Source organism: Streptomyces sp. NRRL S-1813 (genome assembly GCF_000719605.1).
Lineage (GTDB): Bacteria > Actinomycetota > Actinomycetes > Streptomycetales > Streptomycetaceae > Streptomyces > Streptomyces decoyicus.
Genome location: NZ_JOHB01000002.1, coordinates 452,815 through 475,785, shown reverse-complemented (window position 1 = coordinate 475,785; position 22,971 = coordinate 452,815). Strand labels below are relative to the sequence as shown.

Sequence of the window (22,971 nt, the reverse complement as noted above, 5' to 3'; positions counted from 1 at the left end):
TTCTGGCGGGTGCCCGGAGCGGCGGCGTCATGCCTCGTCCTGGAGGCGGAGGGAGAATTCGATGCCGTCGCCCAGCGGCAGCTGCTGGGAGAGGTAGCCGTTGCCGGCCGTGCGGACGTGGTCGGTGAACTCGGGCGGCAGCATCGGCAGGTTGTCGGAGACGATCAGGGAGCCGGCCCGCAGTGCGGGTTCGAGCACCTTGAGGACCGGGAGATAGAGCTCCTTCCATCCGTCCAGCAGCACCAGGTCCACCGGCCCGGGGAGCGCGGCGAGCTGTTCACGGGCGTCGCCGGTCCGGATCTCGGCGTAGGTGTCGAGCCCGGCGCGCTCCAGGTGGGCGCGTGCACGGTCGGCCTTGCCGGGATGCAGCTCCGAGCCGATGATGCGGCCGCCGCCATTGTCGCGAAGCGCCGCCGCCGCATAGATCGTCGAAGCGCCGAAGGAGGTGCCGAATTCCACGACGAGCGCCGGGCGCAGGCTCCGTACGAGCTGGAAGAGGAAGGTGCCGACCTGCGGGTGCACGGGCAGCGCGGCCTGGGCGCACAGCTCGGCGGCCTCCTGGGCGGTGGGCGGCTGCGGCCAGTCGGCCGCGGTGGCGTAGGCACCCTTCATCACGTCCGGGTCATGGTGCTCGGCGGTGCGGGCAATCTCCTCCAGGACGGCGCCGACACGCGCGTCATCGAGCCCGGTGGGCGTACGGGTCATCCTTGCGCCTTCCCGTTCCGCCCGGCGGCCAGCAGTGCGGGGTCCAGATAGCTCTGTGCGTTGTAGATGGTCCGGTCGGTGTCGAGGATCTCGCGGCGGCCGTGCATCACCCGCGTGTTGTCGATCAGCGCCAGGTCACCGTCCTGCCAGTCCAGCTCCTCGGTCAGTTCGGAGGTGAGCCGGCGGAATTCGGCGAGGAGTTCCTCGGGGATGTCGGTGCCGTCGGCGAAGGTGATGTGCGGGGTCTCGTAGTTGTACGAGGGGCCGAAGATGCTGTTGGCCCAGGCGAGCCGGCTGCCGAAGAGCGTGGCGCGGGCGGCGCCGGTGCGGTACGCGTAGTGGAGGGAGCCGTCGTCGTTGAGCTGGAGGGTGGTGGAGACATTGCTGCCCACCAGGTCCTTCATATCGGCGAAGGTGATGTCGTCGGGGTCCTTGCGGCCTTCCGTCTGGTGGCAGACGAACGCCTTCCACTTCGGCTCCTCCACCCGGCGGCTGTACATGATGTCCTTGATGCCGAAGACCGCGCGGGCGGTGTCACTGGCCGCGTCCCAGACGCGGTAACCGTCGCAGACGGTGGTCCGGGAGCCGCTGGCGGCGGCCTTCTCGCACAGGAACCACGTCAGGTCGGGTCCGAAGGGGCTGTTGCCGTTCTCCAGATGGAGGCCGACGGCGCCGGTGCCGGCGTCCACCTTCTGGGCGACCTCGCCGCCGTGGAAGGAGCGTGCCGGGTCGAGGGTGATCCGGCTGGAGTGCGCCTTCACGAACGAGGTGAACTCCTCCAGGTCGGTGTGGAAGCCCCGGAAGAGCAGAAAGCCGGCGTCGGCGAGCAGCCCGGTGACCCATGCCGGGTCCAGCGCACCCAGCGAACCGTCCCCGGCGGGCAGGACGAGCCGGCCCGTGGCGGCGCCGTAGGGCCGGACGTCAGCGATCGTGGTCATGCGTCAGCTCCTTGGTGGTCGTACAGCGTTCCGTTGGACAGAGCGGTGCGGACGGCTGCCCGCATGGGCCGGCCGGTGACGGTGAAGAATCTGCGGTAGAGGCGCTCGTCGGCCACGGTGAGGTGCGGTACGGCGACCCGTTCCACCTCGGAGAGGTGTGCTGCGCCGAACTCCCGGACGGCTGCTTCGGCTTCCGCGAGATCGGTGGACTCCTCGACCAGGAACAGACCGTGGAGGACGGTGAGTCCGTCGCCGACCACCGCGACGGCGCGGACGAACGGGAGTTGGGCGTACTGCGCCTCGACCCACTCGGGGGCCACGTTGCGGCCCGCCGCGGTGATGATGACGTTCTTCTTGCGGCCGGTGATGCTGAGGAATCCGTCCCCGTCGATCCGGGCCAGATCGCCGGTGCGGAGCCAGCCGTCGGCGTCGAGGACGAGGCTGGAGGGGTCGTCGCGGGTGTAGCCGGCGAACAACGAGGTGCTGTTGACCAGGAGTTCCCCGTCGTCCGCGAGCCTGACGCGGACGTGTGGCAGCGGCCGGCCCACGGTGCCCGTGCGGCGCGCGGCCGGGGTGTTCCAGCTGACCACGGAGCTGTTCTCGGACAGTCCGTACCCCTCGTGGACGGGGAGGCCGTGCTCCTCCAGGCGGCGCAGCAGCTCGGGGTGCACGGGCGCACCGCCGCAGCAGATGAGCGGCGCCTCGGCACTCCCGAACAGGGCCGGTGCCACGGCCCGTCCGCCGGCCGCGGCCTCGTCCGCGGCGGTGGCGAAGGCATCGACGAGCGCGGGCGTGGCGACCATCGCGGTCGGGCGGGACGCGGCCACGTACGGCATGGCGTCTGCGGGGGCCGCGGCCGCGGTGCCGACCAGGGCCTTGCCGGGCGGCATCAGGACGAGCGTCCCAGCGTCGAGCAGGACCATGTAGAGGCCGGTGACCTGCTCGATGAGCAGGCTGAACGGAACGACGGAGAGATAGCGGGCGAAGGCCCCGCGGGGCATCACCGACCGCAGTGAGCCCAGCAGTTCATTCAGCGCGGCCGCCCGGATCCGCACCCCCTTGGGACGTGAGGTCGTCCCGGAGGTGTGAATGACCTTGCACTCCCAGTCCGCTTCGCCGACACCGTCCGGCGCCAGTACCAGCGGCGCGGTCGGAACGGGCCCGTCGGTGGACAGCGGCAGCACCGTGCAGTCCGGGCGCAGCACCCGGTCCCTCCCCCACTGCGTCAGCCGCTCCTGCCCGGCCGCGTCCGCAAGACACAGATCGGTCTCCTCCAGCAGACCGGCGGCCTGTTCGGCGGAGAAGGCGAGCGGGACCGGCACCTCGATGGCGCGTGCGACGATCAGTGCAAGATCGGCGACCACGAATTCGGGGGTGTTGCCGCAGACCACACCGATGCGCAGCGGCCGGCCGTCCCGGGGGCCGATCTGTTCGGCGAGGTCCGCGGCCCGGCGCGTCACCTCCTGGTAGCCGAGGGTCCGTGCCGGGACACCGTCCTCCCCCAGCACCTCGATCAGCGGACGCGCCGATTCGCCGAACCTGACCAGGCTCTCCCTAATGGCCCGCATGGCCGGCCACCTCCATTGCGCTGATGCTCAGTTGGAGGTCGGTGACGGAGTAGCGCCCGGTGGTGTCGGAGAACAGCCGGTCCAGGGCGTTCAGCGCGATGACGCCGACCTGCGGCTTCTGGTCGTAGTACGAGCCCCAGCGCGCCGCCTCGTCGGGAGACAGCCGGCCCGGGTCGGCGGGTCCGAACGGTTCGAAGCAGATGCCGGTACGGGCCAGCGTCGTGATCAGGCTCCGGGTGGCGGTGCACAGGATGTACTCCATGCCCAGGCACCAGGAGATGATCGGGGTGGCTCTGATCAGTTCACGGCCGACCGAGGCGCGTCTGGTGGCCAGTGCCCCCACCTCCACCACCCGCCTGCGGTCCACCGTGACCCCGAGACGGTCCAGTGCGGCGGCCTCGATCCCGGTGTCGAGATACCGCTCGGAGAACAGTTCCTGGTCCCTGCCGAAGGTGAGCCCCGCGCAGGCCAGTGGCGGGCAGGGCTCCGCCGCCCCGCCGCAGTCCGGGCGGGCGACGATGAACGAGTCGGGCCGGGGCGCCACATCGGCGCCATAGGCCTGGGCGTACACCTCGCGAGCGAGGTCCGCGGCGTCCAGCCATGAGCTGCTCGCCCGGTGTGCCAGATCGATCTGCACGGTGCTCCCCCCTTCCCCGGCTGCCGGCTTACTTGGTGCCGACGACCAGAGAGACGGATGAGGGCAACGCGATCCGCTCGACGGTCTTCAGCCCCGCGTCGGTGAGCCAGCCGGAGATCTCCGGCAGGCTGTAGGTGCGGTCGCCGGAGCAGGCGTACATCGCCAGGGAGAACGCCGCGTTGTGCTCGTCGAGCTCCTCGCCGCGTACGTCTTCCAGCACCACGATCCGGCCGCCCGGCCGCAGCGCCTTGGCGGCCCGCGCGACCAGGTCCCGGTTCTCCTCGTCGGTGTGGTTGTGCACGATCTCGAAGAGGAAGACCACGTCATATCCGGTGCCGAGGTCGCCGCTGAGGAAGCTGCCGCGCTCCAGGGTGATCCGGTCGGTCAGTCCCGCCTCCGCAATCGCGGTGCCGGTGTCGGCGAGCGCCTCGGGCAGGTCGAGGATGGTGGCGGACAGCTCGGGGTGGCGACGGCACATGGCCATGGAGTGCAGTCCGTGCGAACCTCCCAGGTCCAACAGGCGCCGCGCGCCTTCGGGCAGCGGTACGGCGTCGACGATGGACTGCACGGTCAGCCGCGACTTGACCCGCATGTACGCGGAGAAGTCCCGCCCGGCATCGGGGTTGTCGGCCCAGCGCTCCCACAGCGACCGGTCGGGCTTGCCGTCCCGTACGGCCTGCGGCAGGTCCCACATGACGTTGGTGAGTTCGTACGCCCACAGCAGCGCCGGGGTGAAGTCGTACTCGGCGTTCTTGCCGAGCCAGCGTTCGGCGAGCGGGCCGTTGCGGTAGCGCCCGTCCTCCAGGGTGAGCCAGCCCAGGACGGCGGCGACGTCGGCCACCGCGCGGGTGCCGTCCGTGCTCGCGCCGATCGCCGCGGCCAGCTCGTCGAGCGTCTTCGGGCCGTCCTCCTCCAGGGCGGTGAAGATGCCGAGCTTGGCGGCGGAGGTGAGCGCCGCGTAGCGGATGGTGGAACCGATCACCTCGTCGATCGGGTTGCCCGCCAGCTCGGCGTCGGTAGTGGTCTTGAACATGGCTGATCTCCTCAGGATGGCAGGTGACAACAGCCGCGCCGACGGCGCGCGGCCAGGACACACCGTGCTCGCGGCGGCCCGCGGGCACGGTGAAGGTGATGGGACTGCCGAACGGGGACGAGCTTCAGCCGGCCGGGGCCGTGGAGCAGATGCGCCCATGGGGCGAACCGGCTCCGGCTGTGCCACGAGGGCGAGGGGGGAGGGTGCTGCGCGCCGTGGCGGGCGTGGTGGATCACACCGAGGTGCGGGGCCCATCGGAGTGGTGTTCAGCTTCGGTTCCGGCCGCGGCGCCCGCTGACGACGCCCCGTCCGTGACGGCACCGGAGGAACCGGCCGCCGCCCGGACAACGCGGCAACGCAGGGCATCAGCGGCAACGCAGGGCATCAAGGGGCCCGGCACTCCTCCGGTGGCCTCGTGTGTGCAGCCGGTACGGAGCCGGGCAGCGGCGACCTCGGCCGGTGTGCCGTGGATCGGGAGCGGTTCGGTGCTGGGGCAGTGGGCAACGCGTGGCGGAGCCGGTGGGGCGGCGATGTCATGGCGCCCCGGAACGCGCCGGACGCGGAGGGCGCGGGGCAGGAATCGCCCGGGGGACGCCCCTGGCACGAGACGGAAGACCGGCGCTCCACCGGGATGCGAGCGACTGACGGCACAGTCGATTCCACTCGCCCTGCCGGTCGTCGGATCGTCGCGGTCGGGGCGGGCGAGCCGGACGCGGGACCGGGCGGGCCCGCACCCGGCGATCCCCCGACAGGAGGCGGCGGTACGGAGAGGGCCGTCCCCACCGCCGGCACGGGAGACGGCGGCGGTCTGGGGCACGGCACCCCCACCGGTGCGTCGCGAGCCGCCCCGCACCCGTGCGGCAGCCGCCCCGATGCGTGGGTATCGGCTGCTCGCGTCGCTGCGGGCCTGCTCGGACGCGTCCGCATGGGGAACCACCGGTTCCTGACGGCTGTTCATCGGGCCCCCCTCCCGGTCTCAGCTGCCTCGGTACGGGCCTTCGAAGGTCAGTCGGAGACCTCGAACCCGACAGCCGCGCGGCCGGCCCGGTGGACGTGGGCGGTCTCGGCGATCCGGCGGCCGAGTGCCTCGGCGGTGCGCAGATCGCTGGCGCAAGGGGTGACGTCGGGTCCCTCGTCGTTGTTGGACTGGGACATCGCGCCCAGCCAGCTGCCGAGCCGGTTGATGTCCTCGGGGCTGCCCGAGGAGGTGTTCCAGCCGCCGTACTCGGCGAGGCCGACCCAGACCATGCCGTGCTGGGCGGCGAACAGCGCAATGTCGATCAGCGCGTTGAGCTTGTCGCCCGCCATGTTGCCGCTGTTGGTGAAGCCACCGGCGATCTTGTTCTTCCAGCGCATGTTGTCGCCCCAGACCTGACTGGTGGCCTCGACGAACGCGCGGAAGACGGCGCTGCTGCCGCCCATGTAGGTCGGCGTGCCGAAGATCAGGGCGTCGGACTCCTGGAGCACCTCCCACAGTTCGTCGTTCAGCTCGGCGAGGGAGACCAGGCGCACCTGGGTGTCGGGAACCTTCTCCGCGCCGGCCGCGACGGCCGCCGCCTGCTTTGCGGTGTGGCCGTATCCACTGTGATACGCCACCGCAACCTTGATCTGCATGCTTCTCCCCCACCCGGGACCGATACGATGTTTAGCTTTCACTAAAGCTGTTCAGAAAGCTTTAGGTGCTGGTTACGCTATCCATCCCCGCGCTTCCAAGGCAAGCGCCTCTGGACAACACCCTGAAAAGAACAGGTAAACCGGCAGGTCGGAATGGTTCACCCGGCCACCTCCACTTCTCTGAGCAGTTGCGCGCGACACCGGACACCCCGTCACCATGACCGGCCCGTGCGCGACTTCCCCCCAACCGGACGAAATCGGGCGGCGCATCGTCGGCGGCGCCGAACGCCCCGCGACACGCTTCACGATCACCCTGCGGGCGCCTCGGCGCCTCAGATGTCACGTCCCGGAACAGCTCCACAGTCCACCCGAGGCAGCTCCTCTACGCTTCCCCCGAGGGGAGCAACGGACAAGCGGCGGCGAGGACTTCGGTTGTGCCGGCTCCCGGGAGACCGGCATACGGAGGCGAAGCCAGGTGTTACCGATCGTCGCGGGCGTCATCGTGGCCCTTTGGATTCTGCTCTTCGCGTGGGCGGGCCGGCGGCGGCGCAAGTACGGAGGCGGCGGCGCGACATCCGGCCCGTGGGACGAGCTCTTCCAACCCTCACAACAGCACGTCCAGGAGGAGAAGGAGCGCCGCCTCGCCCTCCGTGACGACACGAAGTCCGGTGCGCCGCCGCGCAACTTCGTGGACCTGCACTCCGGCACAGCAGTGATCCGCCCGGAGCCCGGCCACCGGCCCGAACCAAGCTGATCTCGGCCTCATATCGGCTGCGCTCGTGGGGAGGTCTTGTGTGTGTGACCGACGCCGGCCGATAGCCTGAAAGGTTCCACTCCCGTGGATCCTGCCCTCGGACAAAGGAAGGAGTGTGCCGCCGTGAAGTGGCGAACCCAGCCGCCCGCCCGGAAGGTCTCCGGGAGTCCGGGCGGCGGTTCCGGAAGGAACGAGATGTCCCGTACGGACAGGACCAAGCCGTTGTGGGTGCGCTACGCGGAGCACAACCCCCGGCCGGTCCACGACCACCGCCACGGCGCCTGCGACCTGCCGCCGAACCCGACGCGTGCGGACGCGGACACACGCTGCCGGTGGGAGCACCCCGGCGCACTGCTGTTCGGCAGCACCTGCTGCTCGGGGTGCAATGTGCGCTCCTGCATCAAGGAGCGCCAGCAGATGGTCAGGGCCGACAACCGCAAGGACCGCTACGCAGGCCGCCGCGAGGCCCGCCTTTCCGTCACCGGAGAAGCCAGCGGCTGACTCCGCCCCGCATCGCCCGGAACCTGCGGAAACACCGCTCGGTTGCGGTGGCGCGCATTGCTCCCAGCGGCCTCCAGCGCGGGGCCCGGAGCGGCGGGCGCAACCCGGTCACGATGTCCCTGACTCAGCGTCAGGACGGCAGTGGGGGCCGTCACTTCTCTTCGGAGGTGGCGGCCCCCACCGGCTTGATCTCAAGCCTCGCACGATCCGCACACCGGTCCGGCTTGCGGTTTCCGCTGCGTCAACTTCTACGGTCGTCCGTGTGGCCGGAGGGACCGGCCCGGCGATGGGAGGCACGGCAATGGCCTGGTCGATCGCGGAGGTGGCCCGGATGTCCGGGGTGACGTCCCGGACGCTGCGGCATTACGACGAGGTCGGCCTGCTGCCGCCTGCATGGATCGGAAGCAACGGGCACCGCTTCTACGAGGAGGCCGACCTGCTGCGGCTCCAGCAGATCCTGCTGATGCGGGAGTTGGACCTGGGACTGCGCGAGATCCAGGCGGTTCTGGACAGCCAGGTCGATCAGGTGGCCGTGTTGCGCGAACACCACCGGCGACTGCTGAAGGAGCGGGACCGGCTGGAGACGCTGGCACACACGGTCGGGCAGACCATCGCCGAACTGGAGGAGGAAAAGGACATGGACGGAACGACAAAGATCAACAGGCCGGAGAACCTGTTCGAGGGATTCGAGCCCCACCCCGCCGAGGCCGAGGTGCGCGAGCGGTGGCCTCAGGAGTGGGAGCAGACCCGGCAGGTCATCGAGACGATGACCGCCGAGGACACGGAGCAGTGGCAGCGTGAGGTGACGGCGCAGATGATCCGCATCGCGGAGTTCATGGCGTCCGGCACACCGGCTGCCGATCCTGCGGTACAGGCCGAACTGGACGCCCACTACCAGGGCATCTGCCGCTTCTGGACCCCGAACTCGGCCGCGTACAAGGGCCTGGGGCAGACCTACGTCGACGACCCCGGGATCCGTGCGAACTACGACAAGATCGCCGACGGGCTGGCCGTCTACCAGCGCGATGCGATGGTCGTCTACGCCGACGCCCGGCTGAGCTGAACCGACAGCTCACGTTGCCGGGGTGCCGCGGACCCCGGCGACAGCGTCAAAGCCGTCATGTGACCCAGGTCACACAGCAAGGTGTCATACGCCGAAGCGGCCGCATCCGTATGCAAGGTGACGGGCCCGCACGGGGCCCGTCACTACGGGGAAAGGACCTCTCGTGCGTAACAAGCGAATTCTCACCACTGCACTAGCTGCCGCCGCGCTCACGGTCATCGGGCTGGGTGGCGCCGCCCAGGCCCACGCGACCACCGGAGCCGAAGCCGCGCCGGCCGCCTTCCACGCGCCGGCCAAGCCGATGGACGGCCCGCCCGGAACGGTGTGGACCGGCAAGAAGTTCTGGACCCTCGGCGGCTGCCAGGCCGCGGGTACCGACCTGGTCAACAGCGGCAAGTGGGCCGACCCCTTCTGCGACGGTACGGGTCTCCGGTGGGACCTGTGGGCCCGGCCCCTCTAAACCCTCTCCCGCTTGCGGCATTTCATCGGTAAGCCGCAGGTAGCAATCCCGAGCTGGACGGCCGTCCCCGTGCAAGTCTGCGGTTACGGGGGGGGGACGGCCGTCCGTTGTTCCACGACCAGGACAACGAGGAAAGCCGGACCGGTCGTTCACCGAGCGCATCGCTGCGGCGCTTGCACTCGCGCACACCACCACGCCCCGCCAGGACTTCGCGCTGCCGGGGGCAGTGGGCAGCGTGAGGACGAAGGCGTGAGAATGGCGGCATGAAACGCACGACGGTCGTCAATCTCAAAGGCCACCGGGACGACCCGGAGTACGCCGATGTGATCTATGTGGGGCGTGCCATGAACCGGGGCGGCTGGCACCTCAAAGCTTCACCCTTGGCCAGTCCGTTCCGTCCGGGCCCGGACGGGTCCCGCGCGGAGGTCCTGGCGAAGTACCGCGCCTATCTGCTGGAGCGCCCCGACCTGCTCGCGCTCCTGCCTGAACTGCGCGGCCGCCGGCTCGGCTGCTGGTGCCTCCCGGAGCCCTGCCATGCCCAGGTGATTGCCGAGATCGCCGACTCCATGGAGTGAGAAGGCGAGCGGGGCAGGGAGGCGCCGGGCCGTTTCCCGAGCCTGGGGCCCGGCCCTCCGCTGTCAGTAGTAGGAGCGCACCAGCTCGGTCGACCACTGCGGCTGCCGGAGCTCTCCGCGGGGGCCGAACTCGCGGAGGTAGGGCTTGATGCCATAGACCGCGGCATCCAGCCGGATCACCGCAGGGACCTCGCCCCAGTGGTCGTCGGTGAGTTCGCCCCGCGGGCTCATCACTTGACCGATGGGCCGCACGGTTACGGCACCGGGCTGACGCTGCGAGGTCGGGTCCATTCAGGCCTCCGGACGGGCACATGTCCGACAGAGACTTCAGTCTGCCCCGGCAGAGCCCCTAGGATCAGGCGAAACCGGATTTTGATCACATCCCCAGGGGCCGGCGGCACCGGCAGGAATGTGTGCGAGGGCCGCACTCGATATGCGGTACCGGCCGTTCGGCACGTCGGCGGCGGTGACGTGGACGGTGAGCGGCCCCGCCCATTCGTATCCGCGCTCGACGGCGTGCCGGGCCAGCACATCGGTCAGTTGCTGCCCCACCTGTCCGCCGCGTTCGGCCAGTTCATCGTGCACCTCTTTCGCGAGTTCGACGGTGTAGTCATTGGGCACGAGGACTCTGCTCTGGCTACAGACGACCGCATGGCCGTCACACTCCTGCCGTAGCGCGTCGAACAACTGGACCGGATCGGTCCGGAAAATCTTGGCCAGCAGCGCGCTCTCGCAGTCCTCCACCACTCGTTCCCAACGCATCAGCAATCCCATGGAGATCGTCTGCCCTGGTGCACCGTGCACATGCGGAAGGGTGTCGCTACGGAGTCATCGGAGACGGGGCGGCTACGAGGCGATGCACCGGGCCGGGCGGGGCGGTCGGGGCGGGGCGGGTCGGGTCGGACCGGACCGGGTCATAGAGCCGGGCAGGTCCGGTCTGATCGGGTCGGGTCACAGAAAAACCTTGGCCCTCCTCACACCGGCAGTCACAATGGCCGGGTGCCGATCATGACCTTCCCTGAAGCCGATGTCCCGCCGGGTCTCCACACGCAGGTGTCGGAGCTGCGGGACGAGGCCTGGCCGCCGGATTCCTCGTCGGCGCCCGGCACCTTCGCCCACGACCCTGCCTTGCGGCCGGTGTCCATGCTGCTCGTCGACGGTGGCGCGGTGCTCGCCGCGCTGGACATCCTCACCAAACCACTCGTCCATGACGGAGAGCGGTTCCGGGCCGCGGGGCTGAGCACGGTGGTGACCCGTGGCACCGCCCGCGGCCAGGGACACGGCCGCCATCTGGTGACGGCTGCCCGTGAAGCAATGGCAGCCATGAATCTGGATATCGGCCTGTTCACCTGCGACCGGCCGCTCCGGTCCTTCTACGAGAGCGCGGGCTGGCACCACCTGCCCGGCGCGGTGCTCGTCGGCGGTACGCCCCTGGCCCCGTTCCCCAGCGACCGCCCCGGCTTCGACAAGGCCACCATGGCCGACTTCTTCTCGCTCCGGGGCCGCCGGCATCGGTCGTCCTTTCCGCATTCCCGCATCGAGTTGTACCCGGGCGAGATCGACCGACTGTGGTGACGACGGCCCTCCGCGGGGCACGTAGCGTTCCCGTTGGACGGAATGACGGAATGACGGAATGAGGCCAAGCACCGCGAGAGCGGATTTCATGGTCGATCATTGATTTCAGCAGACGCGCGCCCGACGGCCCGGTGATGCCCGGCCGCCCGGCCTGACCGGGGGCCCCGCCCCGACCAGTGCGCCCGGCCCGAACAGCCCCCGCGGAGGATTGATGGTCGGTCATGGGGAGTTCCGCAAGGCGGCCGGAGACGTGCCCGGGGCCGGCCCCCGGAATCCGCGGACTCCCCGTCGCGCTCATCGGCCCGGGTGTCCCTTCTGCCTCATCGTCCGGGGCCGGGCACCGGCAACGGTGCTGCGCGAGTGGCCGGAGACCCTCGCCATCCGGCCTCGCCATGGAGGTGTCACCGACGGACATGTGCTGGTCATCCCCAAGGTGCATGTGGCCGATGTCGCCGAGGACCCGTCGGTCTCCGCGACCACCATGCTGCGCGCCGCCGAGCTCGCGGCGGAGGCCGGCGACTGCAATGTGATCACCTCACGCGGACCGTCGGCCACCCAAACCGTCCGCCATCTTCATCTCCACCTCGTCCCGCGCGCCGACGGCGACGGCTTGCTTCTGCCGTGGACCATCGCCCGGCCCGCGGAGAGATGACCACCGGGTCCACACCACTCAGGCGAGGAAGAGGACCGTCATGGTGTCGATGGCGACCAGGACGCCATAGGAGAGCAGCATCGTCCTGGACAGCGCCACCCCACGCCAGGGCACTCGGTCGCCGTACTGCTCGGCGTCCATGGTGAACGGCGGCACCTGCGGGGTGCGGCGGTCGGCGACCTTCTCGTAGAGGGTGCGGAACCTCCGCTCCTGGCCGAGGTAGTAGCTGTCCAGCAGCCAGAATCCCGCCGCCAGTCCCAGCGCGACCACCGCCGTCTTCCAGCTCGGACCGCGGGTGGCGACCGCGATGAAGGCACCGCTGACGGTCATGGCCCAACTCTTCACGACGAAGGAGGTGTTGGCATGCCGGGCGATCACGGTCTGGAGGAACTCCAGGTGTTTCACTTCCTCCGGACAAAAGCGCGGTGGCACGGTCATGCCGTCGTCCCTCCTTGCTCGGGCCTCGGGCTGTCGGAGCCGTCGTGACGGGACTCCCCCGGCGGGGCCGTCCTGGACTCACCGGGTGCCCGCTCCCGGTCGGCATGGGACGTCCGGGGCTCGTCCGGGACGTGGGCCTCGGCCGGTACGTGGGCGTCGTCGGGTTGCCCGGCCTCGTCGGTCGCCTGGGCCTCGCCGGGTATCCGGGTCCCGTCGGCTACCTGAGTCGCGTCGGCTGTGCGGGCCCCGTCGGTTTCCTGGGCATCATGAGGTACGTGGGCCTCGCCGGATGTCGTCGTGTCGGGCTGCTCCGTCCGCTGCTCCGGCGGTTCACGGAACTGTGCGTTCAGGTCGTCGGTGATGCCGTTGAGCCGGTCTTCGAGCGGCTCGGGGGCGTAGCGTTCGAGCACTGTGTAGGCCTGGTCGAGGAGTTCTAGACGCGCCCGGGGCGGTGTGGGACGGGTGGGAGCCCGCTCGTCGGTGGGCGGGGCGGCTCCGTTGCGTGCCGCTGCGGGGTACGGCCAGGCGGGCGTGGTGAGCGGAAAGTCGTGGCGGCCGGCGACGCCGGTGCGGGCGCGCTCCTCGACGATGCGGATGCATGCCTCGTCGAGCGTTCGGTGGGCGTCGCTCGCCGCCGCTTCGACCGCGGAACGCAGCCGCCACCAGGTCTCGGTGTGCCCCACCAGCCTGCGCCGTGCCTCCCCGAGCAGCTCCCGGCCGCGTTTCTCCGCGTCGGCTACGGACCGTCGGGCCTCCCGGTCGCTGTCGGCGCAGGGGTTGTGGGCGAGCACCTTGACCACGATCGCGGCGGTGCTGAGCACCAGGGTGAGGAGGACGACGGCGCCCTGGTCCGGTGCCAGGTCCACATGCTCGCGCACCGCGTCGGCCGCGCGCATACGGGCCCAGATGCCGACCATCGTGAGAATGGCCAGGGCGAAGAGCACCGGTCCGGCCGCATTCGGCCAGGGCAGTTCTCCGGCCTTCCGCCGCTCCGTACGCGAACTCTTGGGCCAGACCGCCTCGCGCAGGGCGGCGATCGGACCGCGGTGGGTCCGCTCCAGTGTGCGGGCGGCCCGGGTACGCCGCCGGAAGACGGACTCGGCCAGCAGACTGCCCGCGGCCAGCAGGCAGACGGCGACCCCGAACCCGGGCAAGTACGCCAGATAGTAGGCGAGTGCCTGCTCCTCCCCCAGCCCGAAGAACCGCTGCATCAGCGTGCCGATGAACATCGTGTCGAAGGCCACGCCGGCGACCAGGGTGGGCCACAGCAGACGCCGCCAGAGCACCGGAGGGCGGCGCAGGCTCTCCGGCCCGTCGTCGGCATGGCGGGTGCGCAGTTCCCCGACGCGCTCCTGGGCCCGCCGGGACGTCCGGGCGACGGTGAACCGCTCGGCCGCTTCGATGGTGGTCCGTGCCTCCTGGAAGGTGCGGGCGACCGCGGTTGCCGCGCTGCCGAGCCCCGGCTGCGCCGCGGTCAGCACGGTGTTGGCGTCGGTGAAGGCACGCATGAGGGCGGCCTGTTCGCGGTTGTCGGTCTGGTCCGCCGGCCGTGAGACCGGCCGCTTCTTGAGGTCCAGTTCGACGAACGTGGGGTCACTGCCGGGAGGGCAGTCGACCGCCGCCTGATAGCGGGCGGCCGGCCCTGGCCGGTGCTTTCCGTTGGTGGTGTTCATCGCTGCCCGCCGTCCTCACTTTCTGATGATTTCGATGTCGACGCGCCGGTCGCACTGGAGCTTTTCCTCGGCGGTCATCCGGCCCCCTGCGGCATGGGCCGGTTTCGAGCACCCCGTGGGCAGGCCCCGGCCGTGTGCCGTCACCCGCGTCACTCCGAGGCCGGTCAGGACCTTCTTGACCGCGTTCGCCCGTGCCTGCGAGAGCTGTTGGTTGTTGTCCGGGCGGCCGCGCGGATCGACATAGCCGAGGACGGCGACCCTGCTGCCGGGGGTGGTCCGGGCCCTGACCGCGACATCGTTGAGCAGCGGCAGGGCCTGGGGGCGGACGGTGGACGAGTTGGTGTCGAAGAGTGCGGCGCCGGGGAGTTGGTAGGTCTCGGGGCGGTCGTCGGCGTAGCGGATCACCGGGTCCTGGGGCGGCTTCTTGTCCGGCGCGCGATGTCCGGCGGCGCCGATGGCCGTCGGGGCAAGGGTGCAGGAGGTGCCGGGAGCGGCCGTGTCCGCGGCGCCGCACAGCTTCCGCCACAGGGCGGTCAGCCAGGTGCGCTGGGCCGCCGTGGGAGCGGGCTGGTCGGTGGCCGGCCGGCCCAGCCCGGCGAGCGTGAGGTCCACTCCGGTCAGGGACGGTGTCTCGTCGCGGGCGGCGCAGACCCGGGCGATGGCGTTGATCTCGCTCGTGTCCCGGAAGGCGGCCGCGCGCAGATCGGCGCAGCCGGTGGTGGAGAGGCCGTCGGTCAGTACGAGGAGACTGCGGCTGCCGGATGCGGCGTCCAGTGAGGAGACGCCTGCCGTGAGCGCCGCAAGGACGTTGCTGCCACCGCTTCGGGGGACGGCGCTTTCGGCCTTGCCGACGAGGCCGGTCAGACAGCCGACTGCTTGCTGCTTCCGCTTCTTCTGGTTGATCGCGTTGTCGTTGTCCTTGACCCAGTCGGTCGAGCGGTCCTTGGCGATCCAGGTGATCTGTGCCGAGTCGCCGCTGAAACTGCCCACCGAGACCATGTCCTTGCGGTCGACCACCTCCGCGAGGAGCCGGCCGATGCTGTGGGCGTAGTCGCGTCCGGCGGTCTTGCCCCGTACGGAGGCGGAGTCGTCGACGAGGACCACGGTGCGGCCCGCGGTGTCCACGGGCTCCTTCATCCAGGCGCAGGCGTCCAGGCGTGGCGCGTCCCCGCAGGCGCTGATGAGGCCGGCCGTGAGCACCATGCCGAGGGCTCCGGCGAGCGTGGGCGCTGGCTTACGGCGCCCGGGTGCCGGGAGTGCTGCGGTGTCCGGTGGGTTCACGGGGCCAGCTCCTCGACGTCGGCCGTGGAGTCCACCCACGAGAAGGGGCTGAGTCCCATCTGGCGGCAGAATTCGCTCAGTGCCTTGTCGTAGGCGTTGGCGTACTCGAACAGTCCGACCTGCTCGTGGTGCTTGGTCGCGGCCGTGAGGACGCCGGCGAGCGCCTCGGCACCGTTGCGGCGGGTGTTCTTGAGGGCTTGCATGACCTTGAAGAAGTCCTCGTCGGCGAGTGCCGCGGCGAACGGCACCAGCAGCCGCCGCTCGGCCGGGCCCAGCGTGCCGAGGAGCTCCAGTTCGCTCATCACGTGCAGCCAGCGCTCGGTGCGCGCCTGCACCTGTCCGGCCTTGAGCTCACCGAGGCGGTGCTCCTCCGTCAGCCTCAGTTCGGCGAGGTGGAAGGGCAGCACATGTTCGCGCAGGGCCGGGTCGATACGCATCCGCACCGACGGCCGGCAGCGGATCAGGCCTTTGTCGTCGTTGTAGCACCACCCGCCGCGCAGCTCCTTGTTGACGGCCTTCTCCGCGGCCACCGGATCGAGGGGATCGCAGGTCCGGGCGACGGCCCAGGCGCGGCGCAGCAGCTTGCCACGGGCTGTCTCCTCGTGGAGCGCCGCGCGCTCGCGCAGGGTGTCCAGCGGCATCTCCCGGCTGCTCCAGCGGAAGTGCGGAACGAGTTCAAAGGCGAACACATCGCCGCGCGCCGCTACCGACAGCGCCTCCTCGACCGGTGGCAGCTCCACCGCCGCCTCGGCCTGTGCCGCCTGTCCGGCGGCCGGGGTGCCGGTGCCGTCCGCCTCGTCGACGGGCTCGGGACCGTCGACGGTCTCCGCGCCGTTCTTGCCCGTTACCCGGTGCCACCAGTTGCGGAGCCGGGCGCGCAGTCCTATGCGCTCTGTCATGGTCTCTCCTCTTCGTATGGGCGTCGGTCAGGACGCGGAGTCGGTGGCGCGGCCGCCTCGGGGCGGCTGGGGGCGGAGCCGGCGAAGGGTGGTCGAGTCCGGGTGACGTCCGGCCCACATGCCCAGGTAGAACCCGGCGCGCAGGGACAGCGGCCGGGCGCAGATCCGCGGTACGAGTACCTCCAGGAAGGCGGCGAGTTCCTTGTCCGCGTCCCCTGCGAGCAGCCAGCGCCGCAGCAGGTCCCAGGCGCGTGTCGAGCTGTCCTTCCCCATCAGGGCGTGGCGCCAGAGGCGCACCAGGGCCTCGGCACGGTCCGGGTCGGTCATGGCGGTGTCGGCAAGGACGGGGCGGTCGCGGCGGTCCGGGCCTGCGCCGTAGCGGCTGAGGATCAGCAGGGTGCGGATGGCGTGCTGGGACAGATGGTCGTTGTCCGAGGTGATCCAGTGGTCCAGGGCGTCGGCTGCCGGGCCCGGGGCGCCGGCGAGATAGAGCCAGGACATCGAGAAGGCCACCGAGCTGCTGAAGGCAAGCTCCGGCCGACTGCCCAGTTCGCGCAGTGCCCAGAGGGTGTCCGGGACGTCCTGTGCACCGACCAGGGTTCCGTAGGCCCGGGCCGCGCTGTCCTGGAGCTGCCACCGGGGGCTGCTCAGCCAGCTTCTGATCTGGCCCCGTACCCGGTGCACCAGCCGCGGGTCGTGGGCCGCCATCTCCAGGGCCAGCGCGGCGGACTGCCGGTAGGCCGCGGACTCCCCGGCCCAGTGCCGGATCAGGTCCCGGTAGACGCTGTCGAAGTCATGGCTGAGCAGGATTCCGGCGATCTGCGCGGCACGGACCCGTATCCGCTCCAGCGGGCCGGCGACCAGCGCCGTCAGCCACTCCCGCAACGGGTGCCGCAGACTGTCGTAGTCGTGCCAGACGACCTCGATGACCGCGTGCATCAGCTCCTCGTCCACCAGCCGGGCGCGTCGGGGGTTGTCGTCGGCGCGGCCACCGGACGTGGCGTCGGCACTGGCGCGCATCTCCTGCGGGATCAGCTGGTCCAGTTCCCGTTCGAAGACGTGGTTGGTGGGTGCCGGTTCACGGGTCTCGTAGCGCGGCAGGACGGTCGCGCTGAGGACCTCGCCCGCTTCGAAGACGTCGGAGAGCGGATGACCGTGGAAGAACGCATAGGCGATACGGAACGCCTGGCGGTGCGGATCCAGGACCGGGCCCTGTGAGGTCTCGGCGGGGACGTGCAGCAGTTGCTTCGCCAGCCGGCGCAGCCGGTCACGCCACTGCCCGATGACCTCACCGAGACTGGTGTCCTCCGCGTGGACGCGCTGCGCCAGGACATCGGCGAACTCCACGACACTGCGCACGGACGGGGCCCCCTCGAGGGTGCGCTGCACCTGCTGTGCCTCCAGCATCCGGGAGATGAACGCCGCGGTGTGCTCGGCCGTGCAGTCCGGCTGTGTGCAGGCGCCGGGGTGCCCGGCGAGCAGCCTGCGCAGGTGCACGGCCAGGACGTCGCCGAGGGCCGGGCGCCGGTGCTCGAAGGCGTGGGGGCGCAGCCGGTCGGGGTCCACCGGGCCCGGTTCGCCGATGACGACGAGGAAGGCGCGCTGTTTGCGGGCGAGATGGCCGAGTGTTTCGAGCGTCGACAGTTTCAGTGGCTGGTCGTCCAGGTCCACCACGAAGCCGCCCGGGGTGAGCAGTTCGTCGGCGCGTCGGCACAGGGCCTGGAGGATGCCCTGGGCCTCGCTGTGCAGGATCTTGATGCTGTCGTCGGGGCAGCAGCCGGCGAGCAGCTTCAGGGCGGTGGACTGGCGACCGCTTCCCGGCTGCCCGGCGAGCACCAGGACGTGCTGCGCCGCGAGCCGGGACGCCATCTGTGCCTGCTGGTCGACGTCCTGGTGGGAGTCCAGGTGCTGGGCGACGGTCAGCGCGGAGACGCTCAGCACCTGGATCTCGATGCCGGTGTCGGCGCCGATGGTCAGCTGCTCGGCGTAGAAGGCGGAGCCGCTGCCGTTGGCGACGGCACTGCGCTTGAGCTTGTTCAGGGCGTTCTGCTGCCGGGCCTGCTGGTAGCGGGTGAAGTCGCCGCCGTCGCCGGTTTCCCGGCGGGGTGCTTGGCGGCCGGTCTCCTGGGCCGACGGGCGGGGGTCGCCCATCTTGGCTGCTGGGTGGTCGGGCGCGGCGCCCGCGGGGTTTGCTTCGGTGCCGTCGGACGGTGGGGCCGCGGCGGACTCCACCGGTTCGGGCGCGCTCGGTGCGGGGTCGTCCGCGGCCGGAGCGGAGTCCGCCGCCGAGGAGAGGTCCTCGCCCGGCCTCTCCGGCGCCTCTCCCTCCGCGACGGCCTGTTCGGTCTCACTCACGGCCTGCCTCCGCTCTGTGCGTCGCGGCCCTCGTAGTAGCTGGGGTTGCCGCTTCCGTTGTTGACGGCGCACCGGTCATAGGTGGAGTTCCCGCCCGGCTGCGCGGTCCCGTCCGCCGGGGCCGGCTGCCGGGCCGTCCGGTTCACGGGTACGTGGCTGCGCAGTGCCTCCGTGATGTCGGGAAGGTCGAGATGCGCGTACGGCACCCGCAGCTGCATGAACTGTCGCTCCGTCAGTTCTGCGATATCGGCTGGAAGTTGGTCCTTGCACGGCAGCACGGCCGCATCGATCAGCACGGGGATGACGGTCTTGCGCCACTGGAGGGCCGCGCGGATCTCGTCGTGGACGTAGTCGCCCGGTACATCGATCCGGCGCCGGCCGGCCTCGTCCCGCACGGAGAGCCAGTTCGGGCCGATGAGCACGAGGAGGACCCCGCAGTTTTCGAGGCGGCGCCACAACTCGGGCGGAAAGTGCACGCCCGGCGGAGTGGTGCGGCGGTCCCGGAAGACGTTTTCCGGCCCGAATACGTCCTTCAATTCCTCATCGAGCAGGACAGCCGCCACGGCACCGTCACCGGTCCGGTAGTTGATGAATACTCCGGCCATGATTGTTCTGCCTTTCCTCAGGATGACAGCGGTGGATTGCGGCAGCCGTGTGCTGCACGGGCCACTCGGGCTGTCGCGGGGCATAGGGGATGAAGCCGAGATTCACAGGGGTTTCAGGCGTGGTCAACGCGTTGCCCTCGGCCTTTTGGCCGGGCAACGGAACACCACGGATACGTCAGGATTACGGGTTCTTCGGGCAGCCTTCTGCGTACGGCGGTCCGGTCCGTCAGCAGTCAGGCAGGAGTTTCCGGCCCGGTCCGGTTGGCGTGCAGACCCATCGCGATATGCGGAAGGGTCCGTCGGACAGTGGGATTCTTTGGCCAACGATTGAGCGCGCGGCTCAGGCGCAGAAGATCGGCACGGATGGTCGCCGAGTCGATGAGGGCAACATGACCGGCGACCAATTCGGCGATCGCACAGGCCTGTTCGATTTCACCGACGTTCGCCAGTGCAAGCGCGAGCCGGGCGCCATATCGCGCCCTGGCCCGACGGGATTCCGGCGGAATGGCGTCCAGGCCGTCCCCGAGCAGGGTGACCGCCTCTGCCGGGGAGCCGAGGTCGTGCATACACCAGCCGGCGACGAAGGCCATCAGATCCGGCAGATGGATACTGCCGAGGACCGGGTCCACGCCACCCGGAGGCGCCGCGCCGGAGGTCAGTTCCGCACCGCGGTCGAGAGCGCGGCGGCAGGCGTCGCGGTCACCCACCAGTGCGTGCCCCTGCGCCTCGCGCTGCGCGGCGAGCCCGCGGATGCGTGCGCTGCGGGCCTGCTGTCCGGCCCGCCGGGCCAGTTGTATGGTGGCCACCGAATCACCGGTGTACAGGGCCAGTTCCGCCCGTCGGACCAGGGCATACGCGGCCAGCTCGTCGTCACCGCCGTCCGCGGCCAGCTGGACCGCCTGCTCGGTCCACCACAGCGACGCCGCGTCGCTGCCCGCCTCCTGCGCCATCCACCCGGTGTACTCGGCGAACCGGGAGGCGAGCCGGAGCACGACTTCACGGTGGCCCGGCTGCGCCTGATGGGCCATGCCCCGCAGGGCGCTGGTGGACGCGATACAGAGCTGGGCGACCACGGACGGTCCGAAGAGCTGCCCCATCCGGCGGAACTCGTCGAAGACAGTGCGGAAGTACGGCAAGGCCGAATTCGTCTCCCCGCTTTCGAGGAGCGGGGGCGCCAGCGACCAACTCACGAGGGTGGCGGGCAGGGCCCCGGCGCCGAGCGACGCCTGGTCGAATGCCACGAAGTCGCTCTCACCACCGGCGTGCATACGTAATGTCCAGGGCGTACCGACATCCGCTTCCGCGACGGGCACCACGACGGCGCTGCGCTCAGGTGCGGAAATCAGGCTGCTGAGTTGCCCTCCGGCGTTGAGGGCGCTGTCGCATAACTGGGCAAGATCATGGCTGGGCGCCTTCACACTGCGCTCGATCTTGCTCAAGTGCCCTTTGGAAAAGCAAATCAGAGTCGCCAGTTCTCCCAGCGACAGCCCCGCTTCAATCCTTCGCCGACGTAACTCCGCCCCGAACCGCACAGGAATCCGCTGCACCCCGCCCGCCCCCCTCATCGCTCGCGACCGGTGAAGGGAGTGTGCCACGCATCACACCGACTCTCGCATCCTCTTCACACATTGCTTGCTATCGGTTTCATCACGCTCCGCTTCGCACGAGGCAAATCCCCTTCTCCGCAGGAAGGAGCCCTTGCGCAACGGGTCACTTCACTGCCTGCGTCCGTTCCGAATCGTTGAGATCATTAGCGATGGCGGGGAGTTGGCCCGCATCCGCTGCCCCGGAATCGGCTACCGGCCGGCCCGGCCGGACTGTCAGACTCAATGGGGCGACTGCGGCCTCGAAGGCCATACTTGATCCTCCCCCTCCCCCTCCCCCGCCACGGCAGACGAATTCGGTTGCGGCGGGACCGGTGGGCCCGGTGAGGTACCCCCGTGGACGGTGCCACGGAGCAGGCGCAACCAGCGAGGTCAGAACGAGGCCGCATGATCACGGCGCAACCGGCCCGGTGGCACAGGCCGGTGGTACTCATAGCCCTGATGCTGGCCGCCTTCACCTTCAACACCGCGGAGAACCTGCCGGTCGGCCTCCTGGATCTATTGGTGGTTTCCTGCTGGCTGCGGCGCGGCAGGTGGTGCTCAGGTCGGGGCGTCCGGTGTGGCTGCGGCGCCGCCTGGCCGGCCGCACTCCAGCTGGTGGAGTGGGCCTGGGCGCCACCATGACTGAGGAACGGCACACGATGTGGAACGGCAACAAGCACGTACAGCTGGAACAGCGCAGGGTGGATCTGACCCTGTAAGACGACCAACACGACGGAGCTCCGCGCCGGACGGGCATCGACTTGGATGCGGGCAGAGCTGTGATCAGGCGGCGCAGTTGAGAGGTCATCTCATGTGGTGAGTCTGCGGTGACAGATGAGGGTGCTGCTCTGCCGACGAAGGCAAGGAAGTGCTCGGCCTTGCGCTCGTAGCAGGCTCGTCAACGCCCCCCTTTTGCCGCCCGGATGCTGACGGAATCGATCGCACAGCGCGACCGGTCCAGCTCCCCGCGGGCACCGAGTTCATCGAGTACAACGCGGTGTAGCCGCGCCCACACCCGCGCTTTCGACCACTGGGCGAAGCGTCGGTAGACCGTGGGCCAGGCCGGCCCGAACACCGGCGGCAACTGCCGCCACGTCCAGCCCGTGGTGGCAACGAACAAGATCGCCGTCGGCACTTCACGATCGCCCGCACCCCGTCGACCACCGCCTTGGGGACGCATCGCCTCCGTCGGAGGCACAACAACACCGTCCGCCGACGACGACACGTCCGCGGTCCTCCACCCCCCACCGGCCCGCGGAGTCGTACGGCAAGCGGGGCGGGAGGAAAGCGGGGGGCGGGGGAAAGCGGGGCGGAGGCAAACCACGCAACGATGGCTCGCCCCGCCCCCGAAGTGCGGGGTCGGTCCTAGCTGATGAGGTCCTGGGGACGCAGGTAGCCCGCGGCGCGCTCGTGTTCGCCGAACCACCGGTGGGCGGCGCGGGAGCGGGCGGCCTCGAGCAGCGCTTGGCCGTAGTGGCGGGTGGCGAACACGGGGATGCCGATGCGGTAGCGGCGGTCGGATACGCCGGGCACCCCGGACTGCTCCTCGACGACGAGCGGGGCCAGTGCCGGGTCGTGCTCCTGCACCCCGCCGGTGGGGCACAGTTCGAGACTTGCCAGCCGGTGCCCCGACTTGTCCGGCCCTTGGTGACACAGGAACAGGCCCACGCTGTCGAGCGAGTCCCACGGGATGACCGCGTGCGCCGTCTTGTCGTGCCACCACCACACGCCGGTCGCGTCGAACGCCAGGTACGCCTTGCGGTCCGACCACCCGACCCAGCCCATGAACACCCCGACGCCGCCGAACACCAGGAACCAGAGCACCGCGAACACCCAGGTACCGACGCCGTATCCGTAGACCACGCAGGAGATCGGCATCGACAGACCGAGGGCGAGAGCGGCGAGGGCACCGGGCATGGTCCGGCGCATCCGCTGCTTGCCGAAGGGGAACATGGCGGCATCAGGAGAAGGGGTACGTCCGGGAAGCATGCAGTGAGTGTACGGAGCCGGGACATCCCGTCCGGAGGCGGGCTCCGCGGCCCCGGACGCTGGTGTGACG

24 protein-coding genes and 2 pseudogenes are annotated in these 22,971 nt (G+C 70.2%); 9 read left to right on the top strand and 17 right to left on the bottom strand.

What is annotated here, in order from left to right:
- Positions 1-27 precede the first annotated feature (27 nt).
- The 6 genes from IF67_RS0106855 to IF67_RS0106830 form a co-directional block, all read right to left on the bottom strand.
- Positions 28-705 (bottom strand): O-methyltransferase, encoded by a 678-nt coding sequence (locus tag IF67_RS0106855; RefSeq protein WP_030983134.1) that lies wholly within the window; start codon positions 703-705, stop codon positions 28-30.
- Positions 702-1,643, bottom strand: a complete 942-nt coding sequence (locus IF67_RS0106850; protein WP_030983133.1) for a TauD/TfdA family dioxygenase — start codon at positions 1,641-1,643, stop codon at positions 702-704. Before IF67_RS0106850 ends, IF67_RS0106855 begins: the two co-directional genes overlap by 4 nt.
- Positions 1,640-3,211: an AMP-binding protein gene (locus tag IF67_RS0106845; RefSeq protein ID WP_030983132.1), complete on the bottom strand. Its 1,572-nt coding sequence runs from the start codon at positions 3,209-3,211 to the stop codon at positions 1,640-1,642. The genes IF67_RS0106850 and IF67_RS0106845 overlap by 4 nt, the downstream gene beginning before the upstream one ends.
- Positions 3,198-3,848, bottom strand: a complete 651-nt coding sequence (locus IF67_RS0106840; protein ID WP_030983131.1) for a thermostable hemolysin — start codon at positions 3,846-3,848, stop codon at positions 3,198-3,200. The genes IF67_RS0106845 and IF67_RS0106840 overlap by 14 nt, the downstream gene beginning before the upstream one ends.
- Positions 3,849-3,876: 28 nt before the next feature.
- Positions 3,877-4,881: a methyltransferase gene (locus IF67_RS0106835; protein ID WP_030983129.1), complete on the bottom strand. Its 1,005-nt coding sequence runs from the start codon at positions 4,879-4,881 to the stop codon at positions 3,877-3,879.
- A gap of 1,005 nt (positions 4,882-5,886) precedes the next feature.
- On the bottom strand, positions 5,887-6,495 hold the full coding sequence (locus IF67_RS0106830; protein ID WP_030983128.1) for a flavodoxin family protein: 609 nt from the start codon (positions 6,493-6,495) through the stop codon (positions 5,887-5,889).
- A 475-nt stretch (positions 6,496-6,970) separates the two neighbouring features.
- Between IF67_RS0106830 and IF67_RS0106825 the strand changes: the two genes are divergently transcribed.
- The 5 genes from IF67_RS0106825 (at position 6,971) to IF67_RS0106805 (ending at position 9,848) form a co-directional block, all read left to right on the top strand.
- The gene (locus IF67_RS0106825) at positions 6,971-7,249 is read left to right on the top strand and encodes a DUF6191 domain-containing protein (protein ID WP_030983126.1); all 279 of its coding nucleotides are present in this window, start codon (positions 6,971-6,973) and stop codon (positions 7,247-7,249) included.
- A gap of 123 nt (positions 7,250-7,372) precedes the next feature.
- Positions 7,373-7,750 carry a hypothetical protein gene (locus tag IF67_RS0106820; RefSeq protein ID WP_234340996.1) on the top strand — a complete coding sequence of 126 codons (378 nt, stop codon included), beginning with the start codon at positions 7,373-7,375 and terminating at the stop codon, positions 7,748-7,750.
- Between the two features lie 301 nt (positions 7,751-8,051).
- Complete coding sequence (locus IF67_RS0106815) at positions 8,052-8,813, top strand: MerR family transcriptional regulator (protein ID WP_030983122.1); 762 nt, start codon at positions 8,052-8,054, stop codon at positions 8,811-8,813.
- Positions 8,814-8,976: 163 nt separating this feature from the next.
- Positions 8,977-9,273: a hypothetical protein gene (locus tag IF67_RS0106810; protein ID WP_030983120.1), complete on the top strand. Its 297-nt coding sequence runs from the start codon at positions 8,977-8,979 to the stop codon at positions 9,271-9,273.
- Between the two features lie 263 nt (positions 9,274-9,536).
- On the top strand, positions 9,537-9,848 hold the full coding sequence (locus tag IF67_RS0106805; protein WP_030983118.1) for a DUF4326 domain-containing protein: 312 nt from the start codon (positions 9,537-9,539) through the stop codon (positions 9,846-9,848).
- Positions 9,849-9,911: 63 nt separating this feature from the next.
- Here IF67_RS0106805 and IF67_RS0106800 read toward each other — a convergent pair whose 3' ends face one another.
- Entirely contained in the window at positions 9,912-10,139 is a 228-nt protein-coding gene (locus IF67_RS0106800) for a hypothetical protein (RefSeq protein WP_030983117.1), read from the bottom strand.
- A gap of 36 nt (positions 10,140-10,175) precedes the next feature.
- Complete coding sequence (locus tag IF67_RS41185; RefSeq protein WP_078889304.1) at positions 10,176-10,622, bottom strand: DUF3662 domain-containing protein; 447 nt, start codon at positions 10,620-10,622, stop codon at positions 10,176-10,178.
- Positions 10,623-10,856: 234 nt separating this feature from the next.
- On the opposite strand from IF67_RS41185, the gene IF67_RS0106790 reads away from it, so the two are divergent.
- Both IF67_RS0106790 and IF67_RS0106785 read left to right on the top strand, forming a co-directional pair.
- The gene (locus IF67_RS0106790) at positions 10,857-11,423 is read left to right on the top strand and encodes a GNAT family N-acetyltransferase (protein ID WP_234340994.1); all 567 of its coding nucleotides are present in this window, start codon (positions 10,857-10,859) and stop codon (positions 11,421-11,423) included.
- A gap of 250 nt (positions 11,424-11,673) precedes the next feature.
- Entirely contained in the window at positions 11,674-12,075 is a 402-nt protein-coding gene (locus tag IF67_RS0106785; protein WP_420708615.1) for an HIT family protein, read from the top strand.
- An 18-nt stretch (positions 12,076-12,093) separates the two neighbouring features.
- Here IF67_RS0106785 and IF67_RS40210 read toward each other — a convergent pair whose 3' ends face one another.
- The 7 genes from IF67_RS40210 to IF67_RS0106750 form a co-directional block, all read right to left on the bottom strand.
- Positions 12,094-12,513 (bottom strand): hypothetical protein, encoded by a 420-nt coding sequence (locus IF67_RS40210; protein ID WP_158713051.1) that lies wholly within the window; start codon positions 12,511-12,513, stop codon positions 12,094-12,096.
- Complete coding sequence (locus IF67_RS0106775) at positions 12,510-14,186, bottom strand: hypothetical protein (RefSeq protein WP_030983112.1); 1,677 nt, start codon at positions 14,184-14,186, stop codon at positions 12,510-12,512. Before IF67_RS0106775 ends, IF67_RS40210 begins: the two co-directional genes overlap by 4 nt.
- Before the next feature lie 15 nt (positions 14,187-14,201).
- Positions 14,202-15,467 carry an OmpA family protein gene (locus IF67_RS40205; protein ID WP_158713050.1) on the bottom strand — a complete coding sequence of 422 codons (1,266 nt, stop codon included), beginning with the start codon at positions 15,465-15,467 and terminating at the stop codon, positions 14,202-14,204.
- On the bottom strand, positions 15,464-16,366 hold the full coding sequence (locus IF67_RS0106765) for a hypothetical protein (protein ID WP_030983110.1): 903 nt from the start codon (positions 16,364-16,366) through the stop codon (positions 15,464-15,466). Before IF67_RS0106765 ends, IF67_RS40205 begins: the two co-directional genes overlap by 4 nt.
- A 27-nt stretch (positions 16,367-16,393) precedes the next feature.
- Positions 16,394-18,721 (bottom strand): hypothetical protein, encoded by a 2,328-nt coding sequence (locus tag IF67_RS0106760; protein WP_030983109.1) that lies wholly within the window; start codon positions 18,719-18,721, stop codon positions 16,394-16,396.
- Complete coding sequence (locus IF67_RS0106755) at positions 18,718-19,326, bottom strand: toll/interleukin-1 receptor domain-containing protein (protein WP_051817683.1); 609 nt, start codon at positions 19,324-19,326, stop codon at positions 18,718-18,720. Before IF67_RS0106755 ends, IF67_RS0106760 begins: the two co-directional genes overlap by 4 nt.
- A gap of 233 nt (positions 19,327-19,559) precedes the next feature.
- Positions 19,560-20,891 (bottom strand): helix-turn-helix domain-containing protein, encoded by a 1,332-nt coding sequence (locus IF67_RS0106750; RefSeq protein ID WP_063754308.1) that lies wholly within the window; start codon positions 20,889-20,891, stop codon positions 19,560-19,562.
- A gap of 426 nt (positions 20,892-21,317) precedes the next feature.
- Here IF67_RS0106750 and IF67_RS0106745 point away from each other — a divergent pair, with 426 nt between their 5' ends.
- Together IF67_RS0106745 and IF67_RS46155 are read left to right on the top strand one after the other, a co-directional pair.
- Positions 21,318-21,554, top strand: a complete 237-nt coding sequence (locus IF67_RS0106745) for a hypothetical protein (RefSeq protein WP_030983103.1) — start codon at positions 21,318-21,320, stop codon at positions 21,552-21,554.
- 83 nt (positions 21,555-21,637) lie between these two features.
- Positions 21,638-21,712 (top strand): annotated as a pseudogene (locus tag IF67_RS46155) (DUF6191 domain-containing protein); the annotation flags it as partial.
- A 107-nt stretch (positions 21,713-21,819) separates the two neighbouring features.
- Here the strand turns inward: IF67_RS46155 and IF67_RS41180 are convergent.
- Positions 21,820-22,137: pseudogene (locus IF67_RS41180) on the bottom strand (transposase); the annotation flags it as partial.
- A 140-nt stretch (positions 22,138-22,277) separates the two neighbouring features.
- The gene (locus IF67_RS40200; RefSeq protein ID WP_158713048.1) at positions 22,278-22,901 is read right to left on the bottom strand and encodes a hypothetical protein; all 624 of its coding nucleotides are present in this window, start codon (positions 22,899-22,901) and stop codon (positions 22,278-22,280) included.
- Positions 22,902-22,971 lie beyond the last annotated feature (70 nt).